This is a genomic window from Pseudomonas sp. B28(2017) (assembly GCF_002113025.1).
GTDB lineage: Bacteria > Pseudomonadota > Gammaproteobacteria > Pseudomonadales > Pseudomonadaceae > Aquipseudomonas.
Genome location: NZ_NEJH01000004.1, coordinates 306,336 through 322,164, shown reverse-complemented (window position 1 = coordinate 322,164; position 15,829 = coordinate 306,336). Strand labels below are relative to the sequence as shown.

Below are 15,829 nucleotides of genomic sequence, written 5' to 3'. Positions count from 1 at the left end.
GGTCCCGTTCTCTCGGGAAGTGCAGCCTTCGTCGTTGAAGCCTGCGCATTATGTCTGTTGAAAGAGGTAATGCAGTGGTTGTGCCAAGTCGCTCAGATCCCGTGTTTATTGGCGTTCTTCCTGTTTACAGGGACAGAATCGTGAGGGAATGCACCGATTCAAAGCGTGCTGCCCGCTAATGGAGCGCAACCACCAGCAGTGCCAGGTTGAGCAGCAGCGATATCAGCGCCAATGTCCGCCAGACCTTCAGTGGTTCGCGCTCCAGCAACGGTTTGGGGCGCACATTCAAACTGCGGCGTTCGCCCTGTTCGAGCAGCAGTAACCATTCTTCCGCCGTTTCGAAGCGTTGATCGGGGGCCACCGCCACGGCGCGCTCCAGGTTTTGCGCGATCCAGTCCGGCAGGTCGGGCCGGTAGCGGCTGGCGTTGACCGGGAGGCCAAACCTCGGGCGCTGGAACGCTTCGATTTCGCCATAGGGATAGTGCCCGGTAAGCAGGAAATACAAGGTCACACCGACGGCGTACAAGTCCTGCTGTGGCGTCGGCACCTCGCCGCGAAAGGCTTCTGGTGCGATGTAACTGGGTGTACCCGGCAGAGCCCAGGGCAGATCTTGCGAGAGGCCGGGGCAGTAAGCGAGGCCGAAATCCAGCAGGCGCAACTCGCCGTCGTGCCCCAGTAACAGGTTTTCCGGTTTGATATCGCGATGCAGAATCTGCCGTCGATGCAACAGGCCAACCGCTCGCAGCAAGCGTTCGGCGATGTCTTGCCACTGGTGCAGCGGCAACGGTCCGCTTTGCTCATGCCGTTGGGCCAGGGTAGCGCCCGGATATTCACGCATCACGTAGTACAAATGCTGACGCTGACTGGCGGCATGGACTTCAGGAAAATGCCGACCGGCTACGCGTTTGAGAAACCACTCTTCCGACAGCAGCGCTTGCCCGGCCTGGTGATCGTCGTGCAGGCGCCCCGGCAGCGTTTTCAGCAGCCAGGGTTGTTGTTGATTGTCGCGAACGCGATAAAGCAACGATTGCTGGCTCTGGGCGACGATCCCCTCGACCTGCCAGCCTTCGAACGCCTGACCCGGTTTCAAGGCTGGCGGCAGTGGCCATTGCTGCAAGTGAATCAACGCATCGCCAATACTCGCTTCACCGAGGGCATCGACCCGTACCAGCAAGGCGCTGGCATTGTCCTGACTGCCCGCCAGGTGTGCGGCATTGACCAGGGTTTGCGCAGCGCTTTGCAAGTCCGGTTGATCACGCAGGATCGCCGCAATGGCAGTATCGCCCAGGACGGCCCAGATGCCGTCGCTGAGCAGGACGAAAGTTTCATCGGAGCGCAACTCACCGTCGAGAAAATCCAGCACCAGATGTTGATCGAGACCCAGCGCCCGTTTCAACACATGCTGCATGCCCGGCTGGTCCCAGACGTGATCCTCGCTGATTCGCTGCAATCGATCGGCGTGCCAGCGATACACCCGACAATCGCCGACATGGGCCAGGGTAAAGCGCTGGCCACGCAGGACCAGTGCGCTGAGGGTGGTCAGCAGCGGTTGTCCGCCGCCATTGGCCTGCAACCAGCGGTTTTGCGCCAGCAGCAGACGATCAAGTGCCTGTGCGACGCTCCAGGTTTCCGGTGTGGCGTAGTAATCCAGCGCCAGGGCCTGCAACGTCGAACGGGCCGCCAGACCGCCATCGGCGCACTGGCTGACACCGTCGGCGATGGCGAACAGATAACCTTTGCTCGCCGCCAGCGCCGGAGCCGGCGTGACCAGGCGCAGCGCATCCTGGTTTTCCTCGCGAGGACCGATGGCGCTGGCTTCGGCGAAACTCAGTTGCAGGCTCATCGAGACCTCAGACCCGCGCAGCCGTCACGGCGGCCGAACCCCAAGTGGTTCTCCAGCGCCGTTTCACGCCGTGCAGGCCGAACCACGCCAGTACGCCGAGGCTGGCGAACAACCACAGTGCCAGTTGATAGCTGCCGGTGCTTTGCTTGATCGCGCCCATGCCGGCCGCGAGGGCAAAGCCACCGATGCCGCCAGCCATGCCGATCAGGCCGGTCATCACGCCGATTTCCCGACGAAACCGCTGCGGCACCAACTGAAATACCGCGCCATTGCCTGCACCCAAACCGAGCATGGTGCAGACGAAAAGCGCCAGTGCGGCGAAGGAATTCGGCAGGTTGAAACCGACCACGGTAATGCAGATCGCCGCGACGGTGTACATCGCCAGCAAGGTCCGAATACCGCCGAAACGGTCAGCCAGCGCACCACCCAAGGGGCGCATCAGGCTGCCACCGAACACGCAGGCAGCGGTGTAGTAGCCGGCAGTGACCGGGCTCAGGCCGTACTGGTCGTTGAAGTAACCGGGCAGTGCGCTGGCCAGACCGATGAAGCCGCCGAACGTCACACTGTAGAAAAACATGAACCACCAACTGTCCCGATCGCCCAGCGCCTTGAAGTAGTCGGCCATGGATTTGGCCTTTGGCCGCTCGGGGGCGTTTTTGGCCAGCCAGGCGAAGACGATCAGGGTCAGAATCAGCGGAATCAGGGCGAAACCGAACACGTTGCTCCAGCCAAACGCCGCTGCCAGCACCGGGGCGATCAATGCGGCGAACACCGTGCCCGAGTTCCCCGCACCGGCGATGCCCATGGCCTTGCCTTGGTGCTGCGGCGGATACCACTGCGATGCCAAGGGCAGGGCGACGGCGAAAGAAGCGCCGGCCATGCCCAGGAACAGTCCCAGCAGCAACGCTTGCTCGTAGCTGTGGATACCGAATTTCCAGGCGCCGAACAGTGCGCAGATCACGATGACCTGACCGATCAGGCCGGCAGTCTTGGGCGAAAGCCGATCAGCCAGCATCCCCATGACAAAACGCAAGATCGCCCCGGCCAGAATAGGCGTGGCCACCACCAGCCCGCGTTGCTGCGTTGTCAGATGCAGGTCGGCGGCGATCTGTACCGCCAGAGGTCCGAGCAGATACCAGACCATGAAGCTCAGGTCGAAATAGAGGAAGGCTGCGAACAATGTGGGTGTATGGCCAGATTTCCAGAAGCTTGAATTCATCGCGCACCTCAGCTGTGAAGAGTCTCGAAAGGAGTCATGAGCTTGCAGGTGGGGCGCCGTTATGGCCGCACCACCGGCCCCGTGCTGTGGGGCCAAAACGAAAAAACGCCGCGACCCGATTCGCCAGGGGCAAATGAGGTGCGCGACGTCTTTGTCGTAGGTGGGGCAACCGCCGTTGGTTACCTGTGGTGATTACGTAGCGAGATTTGTGCCAACACTTGAAACCGAGTCCTCGCCATTCGCGAGCAGGCTCGCTCCCACAGGTGATTTGTGTTCGACGCAGCTCCCTTGTGGGTGCGAGTCGGCTCCGGGCGGCGATCCGACGATGGCGCCCTCAGAGCCGTCTCTGGACTTCAGCCAAGCAACTCGCTCATGGCAATGATCTGCTCCGCCACTTGAATCAGCTTCTGCTGTCGGCTCATCGCCTGGCGGCGCATCAGGGTGTAGGCCTCTTCCTCGTTGCAATTCTTCATTTTCATCAGCAGCCCTTTGGCCAGTTCGATGCGCTTGCGCTCGGCCAATTGCTGGTCGCGGGCATGCAACTGGGCACGCAAGGCCTGGTCGCTTTCGAAGCGCGCCATGGCCACATCGAGAATCGGCTGCAGGCGTTGTGCGTGAATGCCTTCGACGATGTAGGCACTGACCCCGGACTTGATTGCCTGTCGCATCACCTCGGGGTCGTGTTCGTCGGTGAACATCACAATCGGTCGTGGCTGGTCGCGAGTCACCAGCACCACTTGTTCCATGACATCGCGTCCCGGTGACTCGGTATCGATCAGGATCACATCCGGACGCACCGTTTCGACGCGTTCGGGCAAGTCGATGGTCAGGCCGGACTCATCAATCACTTCGAAACCGGCCTCGGTCAGGGCGGTCTTCAGGCGTCCGACTTTTTTGGCAGTGTCGTTGATCAGCAGGATACGCAGCATGTTCGTGGTCTCCTGTCAGCGGCTGGCGAATCGGTGCGAGCTGCCGCTCATGGCGTGCAGTTTGAAACTACGGGCATATCCGGCCGGGTCCGAACCGTCCCAGATTTTGCCGTCGATCAACTGACTGCTGCGCATTTCCCTGGCTGGCGAAGCGACGCCGACGGCACTGGCGGCCTCACGGTAGAGGTCAAGTTGCTGGACCTGCCGGGCCACCGCGAGATAGTCGGGGTCATCGCGCAGCAAACCCCAGCGACGGAACTGGGTCATGAACCACATGCCGTCGGACAGGTACGGCAGGTTGACCTCGCCATCGCCGTGCAAACGCAGCGCGTGCGGGTCTTGCCAGCGATGGCCAAGGCCGTCGGTGTAATCACCCAGCAGGCGCGGTTCGATGCTGTCCAGTGGCGCGTCAAGGTACTGCGCGGCACTGAGCAGTTGTGCGGTACTGCGGCGATTCTCGGTGCTTTCTTCGATGAAGCGACTGGCTTCCAGGACCGCCATCACCAATGCCCGCGCGGTATTGGGGTATTGCTCGACGAATGCGCGGGTGCAGCCGAGGATTTTTTCCGGATGATCGGGCCAGAGGGTCTGGGTCGTGGCCAGGGTGAAGCCGAGGTCCTGTTGCACGGCGCTGGCCGACCAGGGTTCGCCAACGCAGAACCCGTCGATACGCCCGGCTCGCAGGTGCGCGACCATCTGTGGTGGCGGCACCACCACGCTGTCGACATCCTGCAGCGGGTGAATGCCCTGGCTGGCGAGCCAGTAATACAACCACATGGCATGGGTGCCGGTTGGAAAAGTCTGGGCGAAGGTGAGTTTTGAGCGAGTTTGGTGCACGTGCCGATCCAATGCTTCAGGACTGGTCACTCCCAGCGTTTGCAAGCCACGGGACAGATTGATGCTCTGGCCGTTCTGATTCAGGCCCATCAGCACGGCCATGTCGGTCGCGGCCACGCCACCGATGCCCAAATGAATGGCGTAGACCAGACCGTAGAGGCTGTGGGCTGCATCGAGTTCGCCGCTGACCAGTTTGTCCCGCAGGTTGGCCCAGGACGATTGGCGCTTGAGGTTCAGGGTCAAGCCGTGGGGTTGGGCGAAGCCCTGGGTGGCGGCGACAACCACCGAGGCGCAGTCGCTCAGGGCCATGAATCCGAGATTGATTTCGGTTTTTTCCGGGGCATCGCTGCCATTGACCCAAGCCAGAGGGCCGGCTGACGGTTCGTTCATCGCGCGTTCACCTTGCAAAAAAAACGCCGTCACCGGTCCGTACATGAGCAGGCCGGGGACGACGCCATTGTCTTTGCACACATTCCGTCGTTGGCATGGGTGCTGTTTCCTGGAGTGGTGCAAGGCATATGCCATTAACCGTTGATTTGCTCACGTGCCTCGCTTGCCGCCCCGTTGCCCGGCTATAATCGCCCCCTCAATTCGCCGCCAATCGAGTCCAACCCGCCCATGTACACCCTGGCCCGTCAGCTGTTGTTCAAACTCTCCCCGGAAACCTCCCACGATCTGTCCCTGGACCTGATCGGCGCGGGCGGACGTCTTGGGCTCAACGGCTTGCTGTGCAAGGCCCCGGCGAAGGTGCCGGTGAATGTCATGGGCCTGGACTTCGCAAATCCGGTGGGACTGGCTGCCGGCCTGGACAAGAACGGCGCGGCCATCGATGGTTTCGCCCAACTGGGTTTCGGTTTTGTCGAAATCGGCACCATCACGCCGCGTCCGCAGCCGGGCAACCCGAAGCCACGTCTGTTTCGTCTGCCGGAAGCGGAGGCGATCATCAATCGCATGGGCTTCAACAACCTCGGCGTCGATCACCTGCTGGCCCGCGTGGCGGCGGCCAGGTACAAGGGCGTGCTGGGCATCAACATCGGCAAGAACTTCGATACGCCGGTCGAGCGTGCCGTGGATGACTACCTGATCTGCCTGGACAAGGTGTACGCCCACGCCAGCTATGTGACGGTCAACGTCAGTTCGCCGAACACGCCGGGCCTGCGCAGCCTGCAATTCGGTGACTCGCTCAAGCAGTTGCTGGCTGATCTGGCCGAGCGTCGTGCGGAGCTGGCCTTGCGTCATGGCAAGCATGTACCACTGGCGATCAAGATCGCGCCGGACATGAGCGACGAAGAAACCGCACAAGTTGCACAAGCGCTGATCGAAACCGGAATGGATGCCGTCATCGCCACCAACACCACCCTGAGCCGCGTAGGCGTCGAAGGCATGGAGCATGGCGACGAGGCCGGTGGCCTGTCTGGCGCACCGGTTCGCGACAAGAGCACCCACACCGTGAAAGTGCTGGCATCGGAGCTGGGTGGTCGCCTGCCGATCATCGCTGCCGGTGGCATTACCGAAGGCAAGCACGCGGCGGAGAAAATCACCGCTGGCGCGAGCCTGGTGCAAATCTATTCGGGTTTCATCTACAAAGGCCCGGCGCTGATTCGTGAATCCGTAGACGCCATCGCAGCCCTGCGCTGAGCCCCTGTAGGAGCAAGCTCCTACAGGGGGGCTGGGCCAATGAGCAGGCATAAAAAAGGGCTCCTTAAAAGGAGCCCCTGGGCCGGAGCCCGCCGTCCGGATGGGACGTGCGTGGTTAATTCAGTACAAAATCAGATTGTCGTGTCGGAGTGTTGTGCCCTGTAATTAGCCGACGGCGTGAAGTTCGTTGAGTCTGTGGATTCCCGCAGTGCCGGTCATACCGTCCCAGTTGTCGCCGCGTCCTTCTCGCCAGCCGTTGATCCAGGCTTGACGTACCGACGGTAGAGTAAATGGGCAAAGCTCACGGGATTTACCACCAACGCCATATTGATATCCGCGCAAAAATGCTCTTTCCAACGGATCACGCTTAAGTCTTCTCATAGGGTGTTGCCCTCACTTGTTGACTGTATTTATCGCGTTGACCTCAATCGAGGTCTGGCAGAAATGTCTGCCGTTGGGGGCTCGCTGCCGGCGTGGCGAGCCAAGGTGTTGGCGTCCGTTGTGGCGCCAACCTGTATTGAGTTCTAACCAATGCGTCACATCGAGGGAATGATCGTTTTGTCATAAGGGCGTAACTATTCATGTGCTAAGGCCATAAGTAACAGCGTGTTTGTAGCGTATTTATTGGCCAAACCCCGGTATGATCGGCCCTGCGCTGGATGATGGGCTTAATCCTTTAGTGAGAATGGCTCCCGTTGCCGGGAAGCACTATTCGACGAAGGGTCGACTTATGACATTTTGTTGCATCAACTTTTTTATCTGCCCTTGCATCTAAGCTCATTTAACCCGGGCAGCAAGGGTGGAACGGCACACCTTCGTGCCACGCGGGCGCTCTTCGAGAAAAGCGCCTGATTGAAAACCGGACCGGCAATGCGTTGCCCGGTCACTCAGCTAAAGGTTCTGGAATTCCCATGTCCGATCGTTTCGAACTCTTCCTCACTTGCCCAAAAGGCCTTGAAGGCCTGCTCATCGAGGAAGCCGTCGGGCTTGGCCTTGAGGAAGCGCGGGAGCACACCTCTGCCGTGCGTGGCATGGCCACCATGGAAACCGCTTATCGCCTGTGCCTGTGGTCGCGCCTGGCCAACCGCGTGCTGCTGGTGCTCAAGCGCTTCCCGATGAAGGACGCCGAAGACCTGTACCACGGCGTGCGGGACATCGAGTGGGAAGACCACATGCTCAATGACGGCACCCTGGCCGTCGAATTCAGCGGCCATGGCTCGGGTATCGACAACACCCACTTCGGCGCGCTGAAGGTCAAGGACGCCATCGTCGACAAGTTGCGCACCCCACAAGGCGACCGTCCGTCCATCGACAAGCTCAACCCGGACCTGCGCATCCATCTGCGGCTGGATCGCGGCGAAGCCATTCTGTCCCTTGACCTGTCCGGTCACAGCTTGCACCAGCGCGGTTATCGCCTGCAGCAAGGTGCGGCACCGCTGAAGGAAAACCTCGCGGCCGCCATCCTGATCCGTTCCGGCTGGCCGCGTATCGCGGCCGAAGGCGGTGCACTGGCCGACCCGATGTGCGGCGTCGGCACGTTCCTGGTGGAAGCGGCGATGATCGCCGCCGACATCGCGCCGAACCTGCGTCGCGAGCAATGGGGTTTCACCGCCTGGCTCGGTCACGTTCCGGCGCTGTGGAAAAAACTCCACGAAGAAGCGTCCGAGCGCGCAGCAGCCGGGCTGGCCAAGCCACCGTTGTGGATTCGCGGCTACGAAGCCGATCCACGGCTGATTCAACCGGGCCGTAACAACGTCGAACGGGCTGGCCTGAGCGAGTGGATCAAGATCTATCAGGGTGAAGTCGCGACTTTCGAGCCACGCCCGGACCAGAACCAGAAAGGCCTGGTGATCTGCAACCCTCCGTACGGCGAGCGTCTGGGCGACGAGGCGAGCCTGCTCTACCTCTACCAGAACCTCGGTGAACGTCTGCGTCAGGCCTGCCTGAACTGGGAAGCGGCGGTATTCACCGGCGCGCCGGATCTGGGCAAGCGCATGGGCATCCGCAGCCACAAGCAGTATTCGTTCTGGAACGGCGCCTTGCCGTGCAAGCTGCTGCTGATCAAAGTGCTGCCGGACCAGTTCGTCACCGGCGAGCGCCGCACCCCGGAGCAACGCCAGGTCGAGCGTGAACAAGCCGCCTATGATCAAGCGCCAAACGAGCCGCAGGAACGCAAGTTCAACAAAAACGGCAACCCGATCAAACCGACGCCGGCACCGGCTCCGGTGGTCGAACAGCCGCGCCTGAGCGAAGGCGGACAGATGTTCGCCAACCGCCTGCAAAAGAACCTCAAGGCCATGGGCAAGTGGGTCAAGCGTGAAGGCATCGACTGCTACCGCGTCTATGATGCCGACATGCCGGAATACTCCATGGCCATCGACCTGTATCACGATTGGGTCCATGTGCAGGAGTACGCCGCGCCGAAATCCATCGACCCGGAAAAAGCCTCAGCCCGTATGTTCGATGCCCTGGCTGCCATCCCGCAGGCGTTGAACATTGACAAGAGCCGTGTAGTGGTCAAGCGCCGCGAGCGTCAGAGTGGCACCAGGCAGTACGAACGCCAGGCGGCGCAAGGCAAATTTGTCGAGGTCAATGAAGGCGGCGTGAAGCTGCTGGTGAACCTCACAGACTACCTCGACACCGGTCTGTTCCTCGACCACCGGCCGATGCGCATGCGTATCCAGAAAGAGGCGGCCGGCAAACGCTTCCTCAATCTGTTCTGCTATACCGCAACGGCCAGTGTGCATGCGGCCAAGGGTGGCGCGCGCAGCACCACCAGTGTCGACCTGTCGAAAACCTATCTGGACTGGGCGCGTCGCAACCTGTCGCTGAACGGTTTTTCCGACAAGAATCGCCTGGAGCAGGGCGATGTGATGGCGTGGCTCGAAACCAGTCGTGACGAGTACGACCTGATTTTCATCGACCCGCCGACGTTCTCCAACTCCAAGCGCATGGAGGGCGTGTTCGACGTGCAGCGCGACCAGGTGCAACTGATCGACCTGGCCATGGCGCGTCTGGCGCCTGGTGGTGTGTTGTACTTCTCCAACAACTTCCGCAAGTTCGAGCTGGAGGCCAATCTCGGCGAGCGTTATGCGGTCGAGGAAATCACCGCCCAGACCATCGATCCGGATTTTGCCCGCAACGCCAAAATCCATCGTGCCTGGAAAATCACGGCTCGTTGACGGTTGAAGCTTCCTGTAGGAGCGAGTTCGCTCGCGATGAACCTGAGAGCGCGACGTTTACCCGGTAAGCACGCGTTTTCGTTATCGACCATTGCGAGCAAGCTCGCTCCTACAGTGCTGGTCAAATTAGTGGCTAATAGCTATAACTCAACTCATGGCCAAAGGGCTTTCCCGCACCTGGCGTTTTGAGTTTGCGTTTTATGTCGTTGCACGCCGTGCGCCCAAAAATCCTGGGGTTTATCAGCGAAGATGTCTCGGCCTGGCTGGTCGCGCTGCTGGTGTTACTTGTCGGCTGGGTGCTCACTGGGTTGCTCGCGTGGTCGACGCTGAATCTGTTTCACCATCAATTGCGGCAACGCTTTCAACTGCTGGCCAGTGAGCGTTACAGCCGTATCGAAGAGCGTTTCGAAGATCAGGAGCAGCGCCTCGATGGCCTGCGCCGTTTTTTCGCCAATTCCGATTCGGTTTCCCGAGCGGAATTCGACGGTTATACCCAGCCTTTACTGCTGCGAACCCAAGCCTATTCCTACGCAGTACGGGTTACCGGCGAGCAGCGGGCGGCGTTCGAGCGCCGTGTGCGTGACGAAGGCTTGAGTAACTTTACCCTGCGCGAACTCGATGCCGACGGTCAGCTGAAACTGGCGGGCGAACGCGACGAGTACGTGGTGGTGCTCTATAGCCAGACCCAAAGCAAACTTGGGTCTCCCCTTGGTTACGACTTGCTGGCCCAGCCGCTGCGGCGCGCCACGCTCGATCGGGCCGATCAGCATGGCGCCATGGCAGTGTCGCAACCGATGCATCTGGTGAGTATCGAGCCGGCTTATGCGCGGGGGGTGCTGCTGGTCGCGCCGGTCACGCAGAGCAACAGTCAAGACCACAAGGTCACGAAGCCTTACGGTTATGTCATGGCCGTGATCAGCATGCGCCAGTTGCTGGCGGACGGGCTGCCGGAAGCGAGCCGCGATTATCTATCGGTGCGCATCCTCGATTTGTCGACCGACGACCAGCACGAGGTGCTGTTCGAGTCGCCCAATCCGCCGGCCATCAGCGAGTTGTCCGCCACGCGCCTGTTGCGCATGGCCGACCATGACTATCAAGTTGATATCCAGCCCAGTGCAGCTTTCATCCAGGCCAATCATTCATCGGTGACCAGTGTGGTGGTGCTGGGTGGTTTGCTCAGCGTGTTGCTCAGTGCCTTGCTGTATGTGTTGGTCAGCCAGCGCCAGCGGGCGTTGAAACTGGTCGAGCAACGTACCCAGGAACTGCGCGATCGAGAGCAAGAGCTACGCGGCACCCATGGTCAGTTGCGTGGCGTGCTGAATGCCGCCACCCAGGTTGCGATCATCGCCACCGACCTGCGCGGCGTCATCAGCACTTTCAACGCGGGTGCCGAGCAGATGCTTGGCTATACCAGTGCCGAAGTGGTCGGCCATCTGACCCTGGAGAGCCTGCACCTTCCCCGGGAACTGGCCGCTCGCTCGGCAGAGTTGAGTGCACGCTATGGCAAACCGGTTCCAGCCTGTCACGCGATGCTGGTCGAAGGCGACATGGAGGGCAGTCACGAGGCGCGGGAGTGGACGCTGGTGCGCGGCGATGGCAGCCATTTGATGGTCAACATGCTCGCGACACCGGTGCTCGACGAACAAGGCCTGTGGGTTGGGCACCTGGCGGTGTGCATCGATATCACCGAACGCAAACGGGTCCATGAAGCGCTCGCAGCGCGGGACCTGCTGTTGAAGAAGCTCAGCGCCCACGTGCCCGGTGGCATCTACCAGTTCAAGATGGAGTTCGACGGGCGCTTCAGTGTGATCTACGCCAGCGACGGCATTCGCGAGATCTACGAGCTGGAACCCGACGTGCTGCTGCTCAATGCCGAGTCGATCTTCACGCGGATTCACCCGCAGGACACCACCCGTGTCCGCGCCTCGATCCGCGCCTCGGCCGACACCCTCAGCCCGTGGCGCGAAGAATACCGCGTGCAACTGCCGCAACGTGGATTGCGTTGGGTTCGCGGCGAAGCCACGCCGGAGGAGTTGCCTGGTGGCGGTGTGCTGTGGCACGGCTACATATCGGACATTTCCGACATGAAGCGGGTGGAAGAAGAGTTGCGCGCGTTGTCGGTCACCGATTCGCTGACCGGTATCCACAACCGGCGTTATTTCCAGGAGCGCCTGACCACCGAAATGGCTCGGGTAGAGCGCGGCGGTGGGGATTTGTCGGTGATCATGCTCGATATCGACCATTTCAAGCGCATCAATGACCTGCATGGCCATGCCATCGGTGATCGGGTGTTGCAGGCAGTGTGCGAACGGATTGGCCACCGGCTGCGTCGCACCGATGTGTTCTGCCGCCTGGGCGGTGAGGAGTTCATGGTGCTGTGCCCGGATATCAACGGCGAACATGCCTTCATGTTGGCCCAGCAATTGTGGCAAGGCTTGCGCAGTTCACCCATCGAAGATGTCGGTACCGTCACCGCCAGCTTCGGGATTGCCAGCTGGCGGGTCGGGGAGGGCGCCGATGCCTTGCTGTTGCGCGCGGACTCGGGGGTCTATGCGGCGAAGCAGGCAGGAAGGGATCGGGTTGAGGCGGAAATGAACTAGGGATTGCATGCAATCCCTGTTGAGTTCTGAAGGTCCGGTTACAACACCGAAGCCGTCTGCGGCGTTTTCGGTTGGCGGTACAGGTCGAGCAGCACCTGATCGAGCACCGAAGAGGCGCCGAACGGGGCCTTGTCGTTAAGGATCGCTACCACCGCCCAGGTGTTGCCGTTGACGTCGCGACTGAAACCGGCAATCGCCCGCACGGTGTTCAGGGTGCCAGTCTTGACGTGGGCTTCACCGCGCATCGCAGTGGTCTTGAGGCGCTTGCGCATGGTGCCGTCGGTGCCGGCAATCGGCATCGAACTGATGTATTCGGCGGCATACGGGCTGTGCCACGCCGCTTCGAGCATCGAGGCCATTTCCCGGGCGCTGACGCGCTCGGAACGGGACAGGCCGGAGCCGTTCTCCATCACCAGGTGCGGCGCGGTGATGCCCTTTTTCGCCAGCCATTGACGCACCACACGCTGGGCGGCCTTGGCGTCGTCACCATCGGCCTCGGTGCGGAAACGTTGGCCGAGGCTCAGGAACAACTGCTGGGCCATGGTGTTGTTACTGTACTTGTTGATGTCGCGGATGACTTCCGCCAGGTCTGGAGAGAACGCCCGGGCCAGTACCTTGGCATCTTTAGGTGTTGGCGCCTGCACATCCTTGCCCTGGATGCTGCCACCCAGTTCCTTCCAGATCGCCCGGACGGCACCGGCGGTGTAGGTCGCGTGGTCGAGCAGCGACAGGTAAGTCTGCGAGTTGCAGCCTTCACCCAGTTGACCGCCGACTGTCACGGTCACGCTGCCATCGGCCTGTGCCACCGGGTTGTAACGCACGCCACCGGTGCATTGCTTGGAATTGAGGGCCTTGACCTGGTTGTCGATGTGGATGCTCGCAATTGGCGGTTCCACCGAGACCAGCACCTTGCCCGAGTCATTGCGCGCGACGAAGCGCAGCGCCTTGAGGTTGACCAGCAGCGAGTCGGGCTTGACCAGGAATGGTTTGTTCTCGTCGTTGCCGTCGTCATTGAACTCCGGTAGTTGCGGTTGCACGAAGAAGGTTTTATCCAGCACCAGGTCGCCGGTGACCTGGGTGACACCGTTGGCACGCAGGTCACGCATCAGCAGCCAGAGTTTTTCCATGTTCAGCTTCGGATCGCCGCCACCCTTGAGGTAGAGGTTGCCGTTGAGGATGCCGCCACTGAGGGTGCCGTCGGTGTAGAACTCGGTTTTCCACTGGTGGTTCGGGCCGAGCATTTCCAGGGCCGCGTAGGTGGTGACCAGTTTCATGGTCGACGCCGGGTTGACCGAGACGTCTGCGTTGAACACCGTCGGGGTGCCGGGACCGGTGAGGGGGATCATCACCAGCGACAGGGCGTTGTCCTGCAACTTGCTGGCTTTCAGGGCTTTCTCAACGTTGGGCGACAACGCAGTGTTGACCGGAGCAGCGGAAACGGAGAGGGCCAGGGGAAGAAGAAAACCGGCCAGCAGCAATGGACGCAAAGATTTGATCATCTGAAATAAAACCCTACAGCCGAGGGGAAATAAGATGAGGGCATGGCGATAAATTCCCTCAATGGTCATGAAAGTGTCGGCATTATGCCCCAAGGTGTCCCGGCTTGTGCCGTGCGCGGGCTGTCTGACAGGCTATTTTTTTACCGACGGTAGGCATCGTGGCCCAGAGAGTCAGGCAATCGGCGGCTTAAACTGCTAAAGTGCCGCCCGTTATTACTTAAGAGGATTGTTCCAATGGCGACTAACCGTTCCCAGCGTCTGCGCAAAAAACTGTGCGTCGATGAATTTCAAGAGCTGGGTTTCGAACTGAACCTGGATTTCAAAGAAGATTTGGCTGATGAAGCCATTGATGCTTTCCTCGATGCGTTCCTCAAAGAAGCCATGGAAGCCAACGGCCTGGGCTATGTTGGCGGCGACGACTACGGTCTGGTTTGCCTGCAGAAGCGTGGCTCGGTCAGCGCTGAACAGCGCGCTGCCGTTGAAGCCTGGCTCAAAGGCCGCACCGAGCTGACCAGCGTTGAAGTCAGCCCGCTGCTGGACGTCTGGTACCCGGAAAAGCCGATCAATCCGGTAGCTTGATGTTCTGAAAAAAACGGCGACCCGAGGGTCGCCGTTTTTTTATGCCGATGGTTTGTGGTTTCAGGCATTGCGCCAGTTCAGAATCACCAGCGTCACCACCCCCGCGACGATCCCCCAGAACGCCGAACCGATGGAAAACAGCGTCAACCCCGATGCCGTGACCATGAAGGTGATCAGCGCGGCTTCACGCTCCTTCACTACGCTCATGGCAATGCTCAAGCCGTTGATGATCGAGCCAAACAGTGCCAGCGCAGCAATCGACAGCACCAGTTCCTTGGGCAATGCGGCAAACAAAGCTGCGAGCGTCGCGCCGAACACCCCGGCGATCCCGTAGAAAATCCCGCACCAGACGGCTGCGGTATAGCGCTTGTTGCGATCCTCATGGGCGTGCGGTCCGGTGCAGATCGCTGCGCTGATCGCCGCCAGGTTGATCCCGTGCGAGCCGAACGGTGCCAACAGCAAGCTGGCGATACCGGTGGTGGTGATCAGCGGCGAGGCTGGCACCGTGTAACCATCGGCGCGCAATACGGCGATACCGGGCATGTTCTGTGACGTCATGGCGACGACAAACAGCGGGATGCCGATGCTGATGGTCGCTGCCAGGGAGAAGTGCGGCGTGGTCCAGACCGGCGTCGCCACCTCCAGGTGAAAACCGCTGAAGTCCAGCAGCCCCATGAAGCCTGACAATGCCGTGCCGATCAGCAATGCCGCCAACACCGCATAGCGCGGCGACAGGCGCTTGACCAGCAGATAAGTGGCAAACATCCCCAATACCAGGCCGGTGCGGTGTTGCGCCGCGACGAAAATCTCGCTGCCGATCTTGAACAGGATCCCTGCCAGCAGGGCGGCGGCCAAGGATGCCGGGATTTTTTTCACCAGTCGTTCGAAGCTGCCGGTCAGCCCGCAAATCGTCACCAACACGGCGCAGGTAATATAGGCACCAATGGCTTCACCGTAGCTCACACCGCCCAGGCTGGTGATCAGCAGCGCGGCACCGGGGGTCGACCAGGCAATGGTGATCGGCGTGCGATAGCGCAGGGACAGGCCAATGGAGCACACCGCCATGCCGATGGAAATCGCCCAGATCCACGAAGAAATCTGCCCGCTGCTCAGGCCCGCCGCTTGCCCGGCCTGAAACATCAGCACCAGGGAGCTGGTGTAGCCGGTCATCATGGCGATGAACCCGGCGACGATGGCCGAGGTCGAGGTATCGGCCAATGGACGGAGCTGGGTGTGCGTGGCGTCGTTCATGACGGCGGTGTTCCTTTTACTTGTAGGAGCGAGCTTGATCCGGGCGGCGTTCCAACGATGGTCGTCAACGATGACGTTGGGGGCCTGACACCCGGTAGCGTCACCGTTTTTTTCGCGAGCAGGCTCGCTCCTGCAATGAGTGGGAAATTGCGTGTTCAAGCCTAAACTCAAACGTAAGGGATCATTGCGATACAGCCGAGGCAACATTCAGCCGTACAGTCGTGTTGCCACCATCCATTGTGTACAATCGTG

Annotated in this window: 11 protein-coding genes; 4 read left to right on the top strand and 7 right to left on the bottom strand. The window is 60.7% G+C overall.

Features of this window, described 5'->3' with window-relative positions; genetic code table 11:
• Nucleotides 1-175: 175 nt before the first annotated feature.
• The 4 genes from CAF65_RS14115 to CAF65_RS14100 form a co-directional block, all read right to left on the bottom strand.
• Nucleotides 176-1,843, bottom strand: coding sequence for a bifunctional protein-serine/threonine kinase/phosphatase (locus tag CAF65_RS14115; protein WP_085716815.1), 1,668 nt, complete (start codon nucleotides 1,841-1,843; stop codon nucleotides 176-178).
• A gap of 7 nt (nucleotides 1,844-1,850) precedes the next feature.
• Nucleotides 1,851-3,062 (bottom strand): NarK/NasA family nitrate transporter, encoded by a 1,212-nt coding sequence (locus tag CAF65_RS14110; protein ID WP_085716814.1) that lies wholly within the window; start codon nucleotides 3,060-3,062, stop codon nucleotides 1,851-1,853.
• Between the two features lie 353 nt (nucleotides 3,063-3,415).
• The gene (locus CAF65_RS14105) at nucleotides 3,416-3,991 is read right to left on the bottom strand and encodes an ANTAR domain-containing response regulator (RefSeq protein WP_085716812.1); all 576 of its coding nucleotides are present in this window, start codon (nucleotides 3,989-3,991) and stop codon (nucleotides 3,416-3,418) included.
• Nucleotides 3,992-4,006: 15 nt separating this feature from the next.
• Nucleotides 4,007-5,218, bottom strand: coding sequence for a CmpA/NrtA family ABC transporter substrate-binding protein (locus CAF65_RS14100; protein ID WP_085717056.1), 1,212 nt, complete (start codon nucleotides 5,216-5,218; stop codon nucleotides 4,007-4,009).
• Nucleotides 5,219-5,446: 228 nt separating this feature from the next.
• Here CAF65_RS14100 and CAF65_RS14095 point away from each other — a divergent pair, with 228 nt between their 5' ends.
• On the top strand, nucleotides 5,447-6,466 hold the full coding sequence (locus CAF65_RS14095) for a quinone-dependent dihydroorotate dehydrogenase (protein ID WP_085716811.1): 1,020 nt from the start codon (nucleotides 5,447-5,449) through the stop codon (nucleotides 6,464-6,466).
• Nucleotides 6,467-6,631: 165 nt separating this feature from the next.
• On the opposite strand, the gene rmf is transcribed toward CAF65_RS14095, so the two are convergent.
• A complete protein-coding gene (gene rmf / locus CAF65_RS14090) occupies nucleotides 6,632-6,847 on the bottom strand; it encodes a ribosome modulation factor (RefSeq protein WP_003223300.1) in 216 nt (71 codons plus the stop codon).
• Between the two features lie 530 nt (nucleotides 6,848-7,377).
• Here rmf and rlmKL point away from each other — a divergent pair.
• Both rlmKL and CAF65_RS14075 read left to right on the top strand, forming a co-directional pair.
• Nucleotides 7,378-9,648 carry a bifunctional 23S rRNA (guanine(2069)-N(7))-methyltransferase RlmK/23S rRNA (guanine(2445)-N(2))-methyltransferase RlmL gene (gene rlmKL / locus CAF65_RS14080; RefSeq protein ID WP_085716810.1) on the top strand — a complete coding sequence of 757 codons (2,271 nt, stop codon included), beginning with the start codon at nucleotides 7,378-7,380 and terminating at the stop codon, nucleotides 9,646-9,648.
• A 200-nt stretch (nucleotides 9,649-9,848) separates the two neighbouring features.
• Nucleotides 9,849-12,248, top strand: a complete 2,400-nt coding sequence (locus CAF65_RS14075) for a diguanylate cyclase (protein WP_085716809.1) — start codon at nucleotides 9,849-9,851, stop codon at nucleotides 12,246-12,248.
• Between the two features lie 38 nt (nucleotides 12,249-12,286).
• Here the strand turns inward: CAF65_RS14075 and dacB are convergent, their stop codons facing one another.
• Entirely contained in the window at nucleotides 12,287-13,747 is a 1,461-nt protein-coding gene (dacB, locus tag CAF65_RS14070) for a D-alanyl-D-alanine carboxypeptidase/D-alanyl-D-alanine-endopeptidase (protein ID WP_085716807.1), read from the bottom strand.
• 234 nt (nucleotides 13,748-13,981) lie between these two features.
• On the opposite strand from dacB, the gene CAF65_RS14065 reads away from it, so the two are divergent.
• Nucleotides 13,982-14,326, top strand: coding sequence for a YggL family protein (locus CAF65_RS14065; RefSeq protein WP_007971486.1), 345 nt, complete (start codon nucleotides 13,982-13,984; stop codon nucleotides 14,324-14,326).
• A 60-nt stretch (nucleotides 14,327-14,386) separates the two neighbouring features.
• On the opposite strand, the gene CAF65_RS14060 is transcribed toward CAF65_RS14065, so the two are convergent.
• Complete coding sequence (locus CAF65_RS14060) at nucleotides 14,387-15,577, bottom strand: benzoate/H(+) symporter BenE family transporter (RefSeq protein ID WP_085716806.1); 1,191 nt, start codon at nucleotides 15,575-15,577, stop codon at nucleotides 14,387-14,389.
• Nucleotides 15,578-15,829 lie beyond the last annotated feature (252 nt).

Bases quoted from the DNA above. Each gene is read 5' to 3' on its own strand.
- CAF65_RS14075 (WP_085716809.1), top strand. From the start codon at position 9,849: ATGTCGTTGCACGCCGTGCGCCCAAAAATCCTGGGGTTTATCAGCGAA.
- CAF65_RS14115 (WP_085716815.1), bottom strand. From the start codon at position 1,843: ATGAGCCTGCAACTGAGTTTCGCCGAAGCCAGCGCCATCGGTCCTCGC.
- CAF65_RS14110 (WP_085716814.1), bottom strand. From the start codon at position 3,062: ATGAATTCAAGCTTCTGGAAATCTGGCCATACACCCACATTGTTCGCA.
- CAF65_RS14100 (WP_085717056.1), bottom strand. From the start codon at position 5,218: ATGAACGAACCGTCAGCCGGCCCTCTGGCTTGGGTCAATGGCAGCGAT.
- rlmKL (WP_085716810.1), top strand. From the start codon at position 7,378: ATGTCCGATCGTTTCGAACTCTTCCTCACTTGCCCAAAAGGCCTTGAA.
- CAF65_RS14065 (WP_007971486.1), top strand. From the start codon at position 13,982: ATGGCGACTAACCGTTCCCAGCGTCTGCGCAAAAAACTGTGCGTCGAT.
- CAF65_RS14095 (WP_085716811.1), top strand. From the start codon at position 5,447: ATGTACACCCTGGCCCGTCAGCTGTTGTTCAAACTCTCCCCGGAAACC.
- dacB (WP_085716807.1), bottom strand. From the start codon at position 13,747: ATGATCAAATCTTTGCGTCCATTGCTGCTGGCCGGTTTTCTTCTTCCC.
- CAF65_RS14060 (WP_085716806.1), bottom strand. From the start codon at position 15,577: ATGAACGACGCCACGCACACCCAGCTCCGTCCATTGGCCGATACCTCG.
- rmf (WP_003223300.1), bottom strand. From the start codon at position 6,847: ATGAGAAGACTTAAGCGTGATCCGTTGGAAAGAGCATTTTTGCGCGGA.
- CAF65_RS14105 (WP_085716812.1), bottom strand. From the start codon at position 3,991: ATGCTGCGTATCCTGCTGATCAACGACACTGCCAAAAAAGTCGGACGC.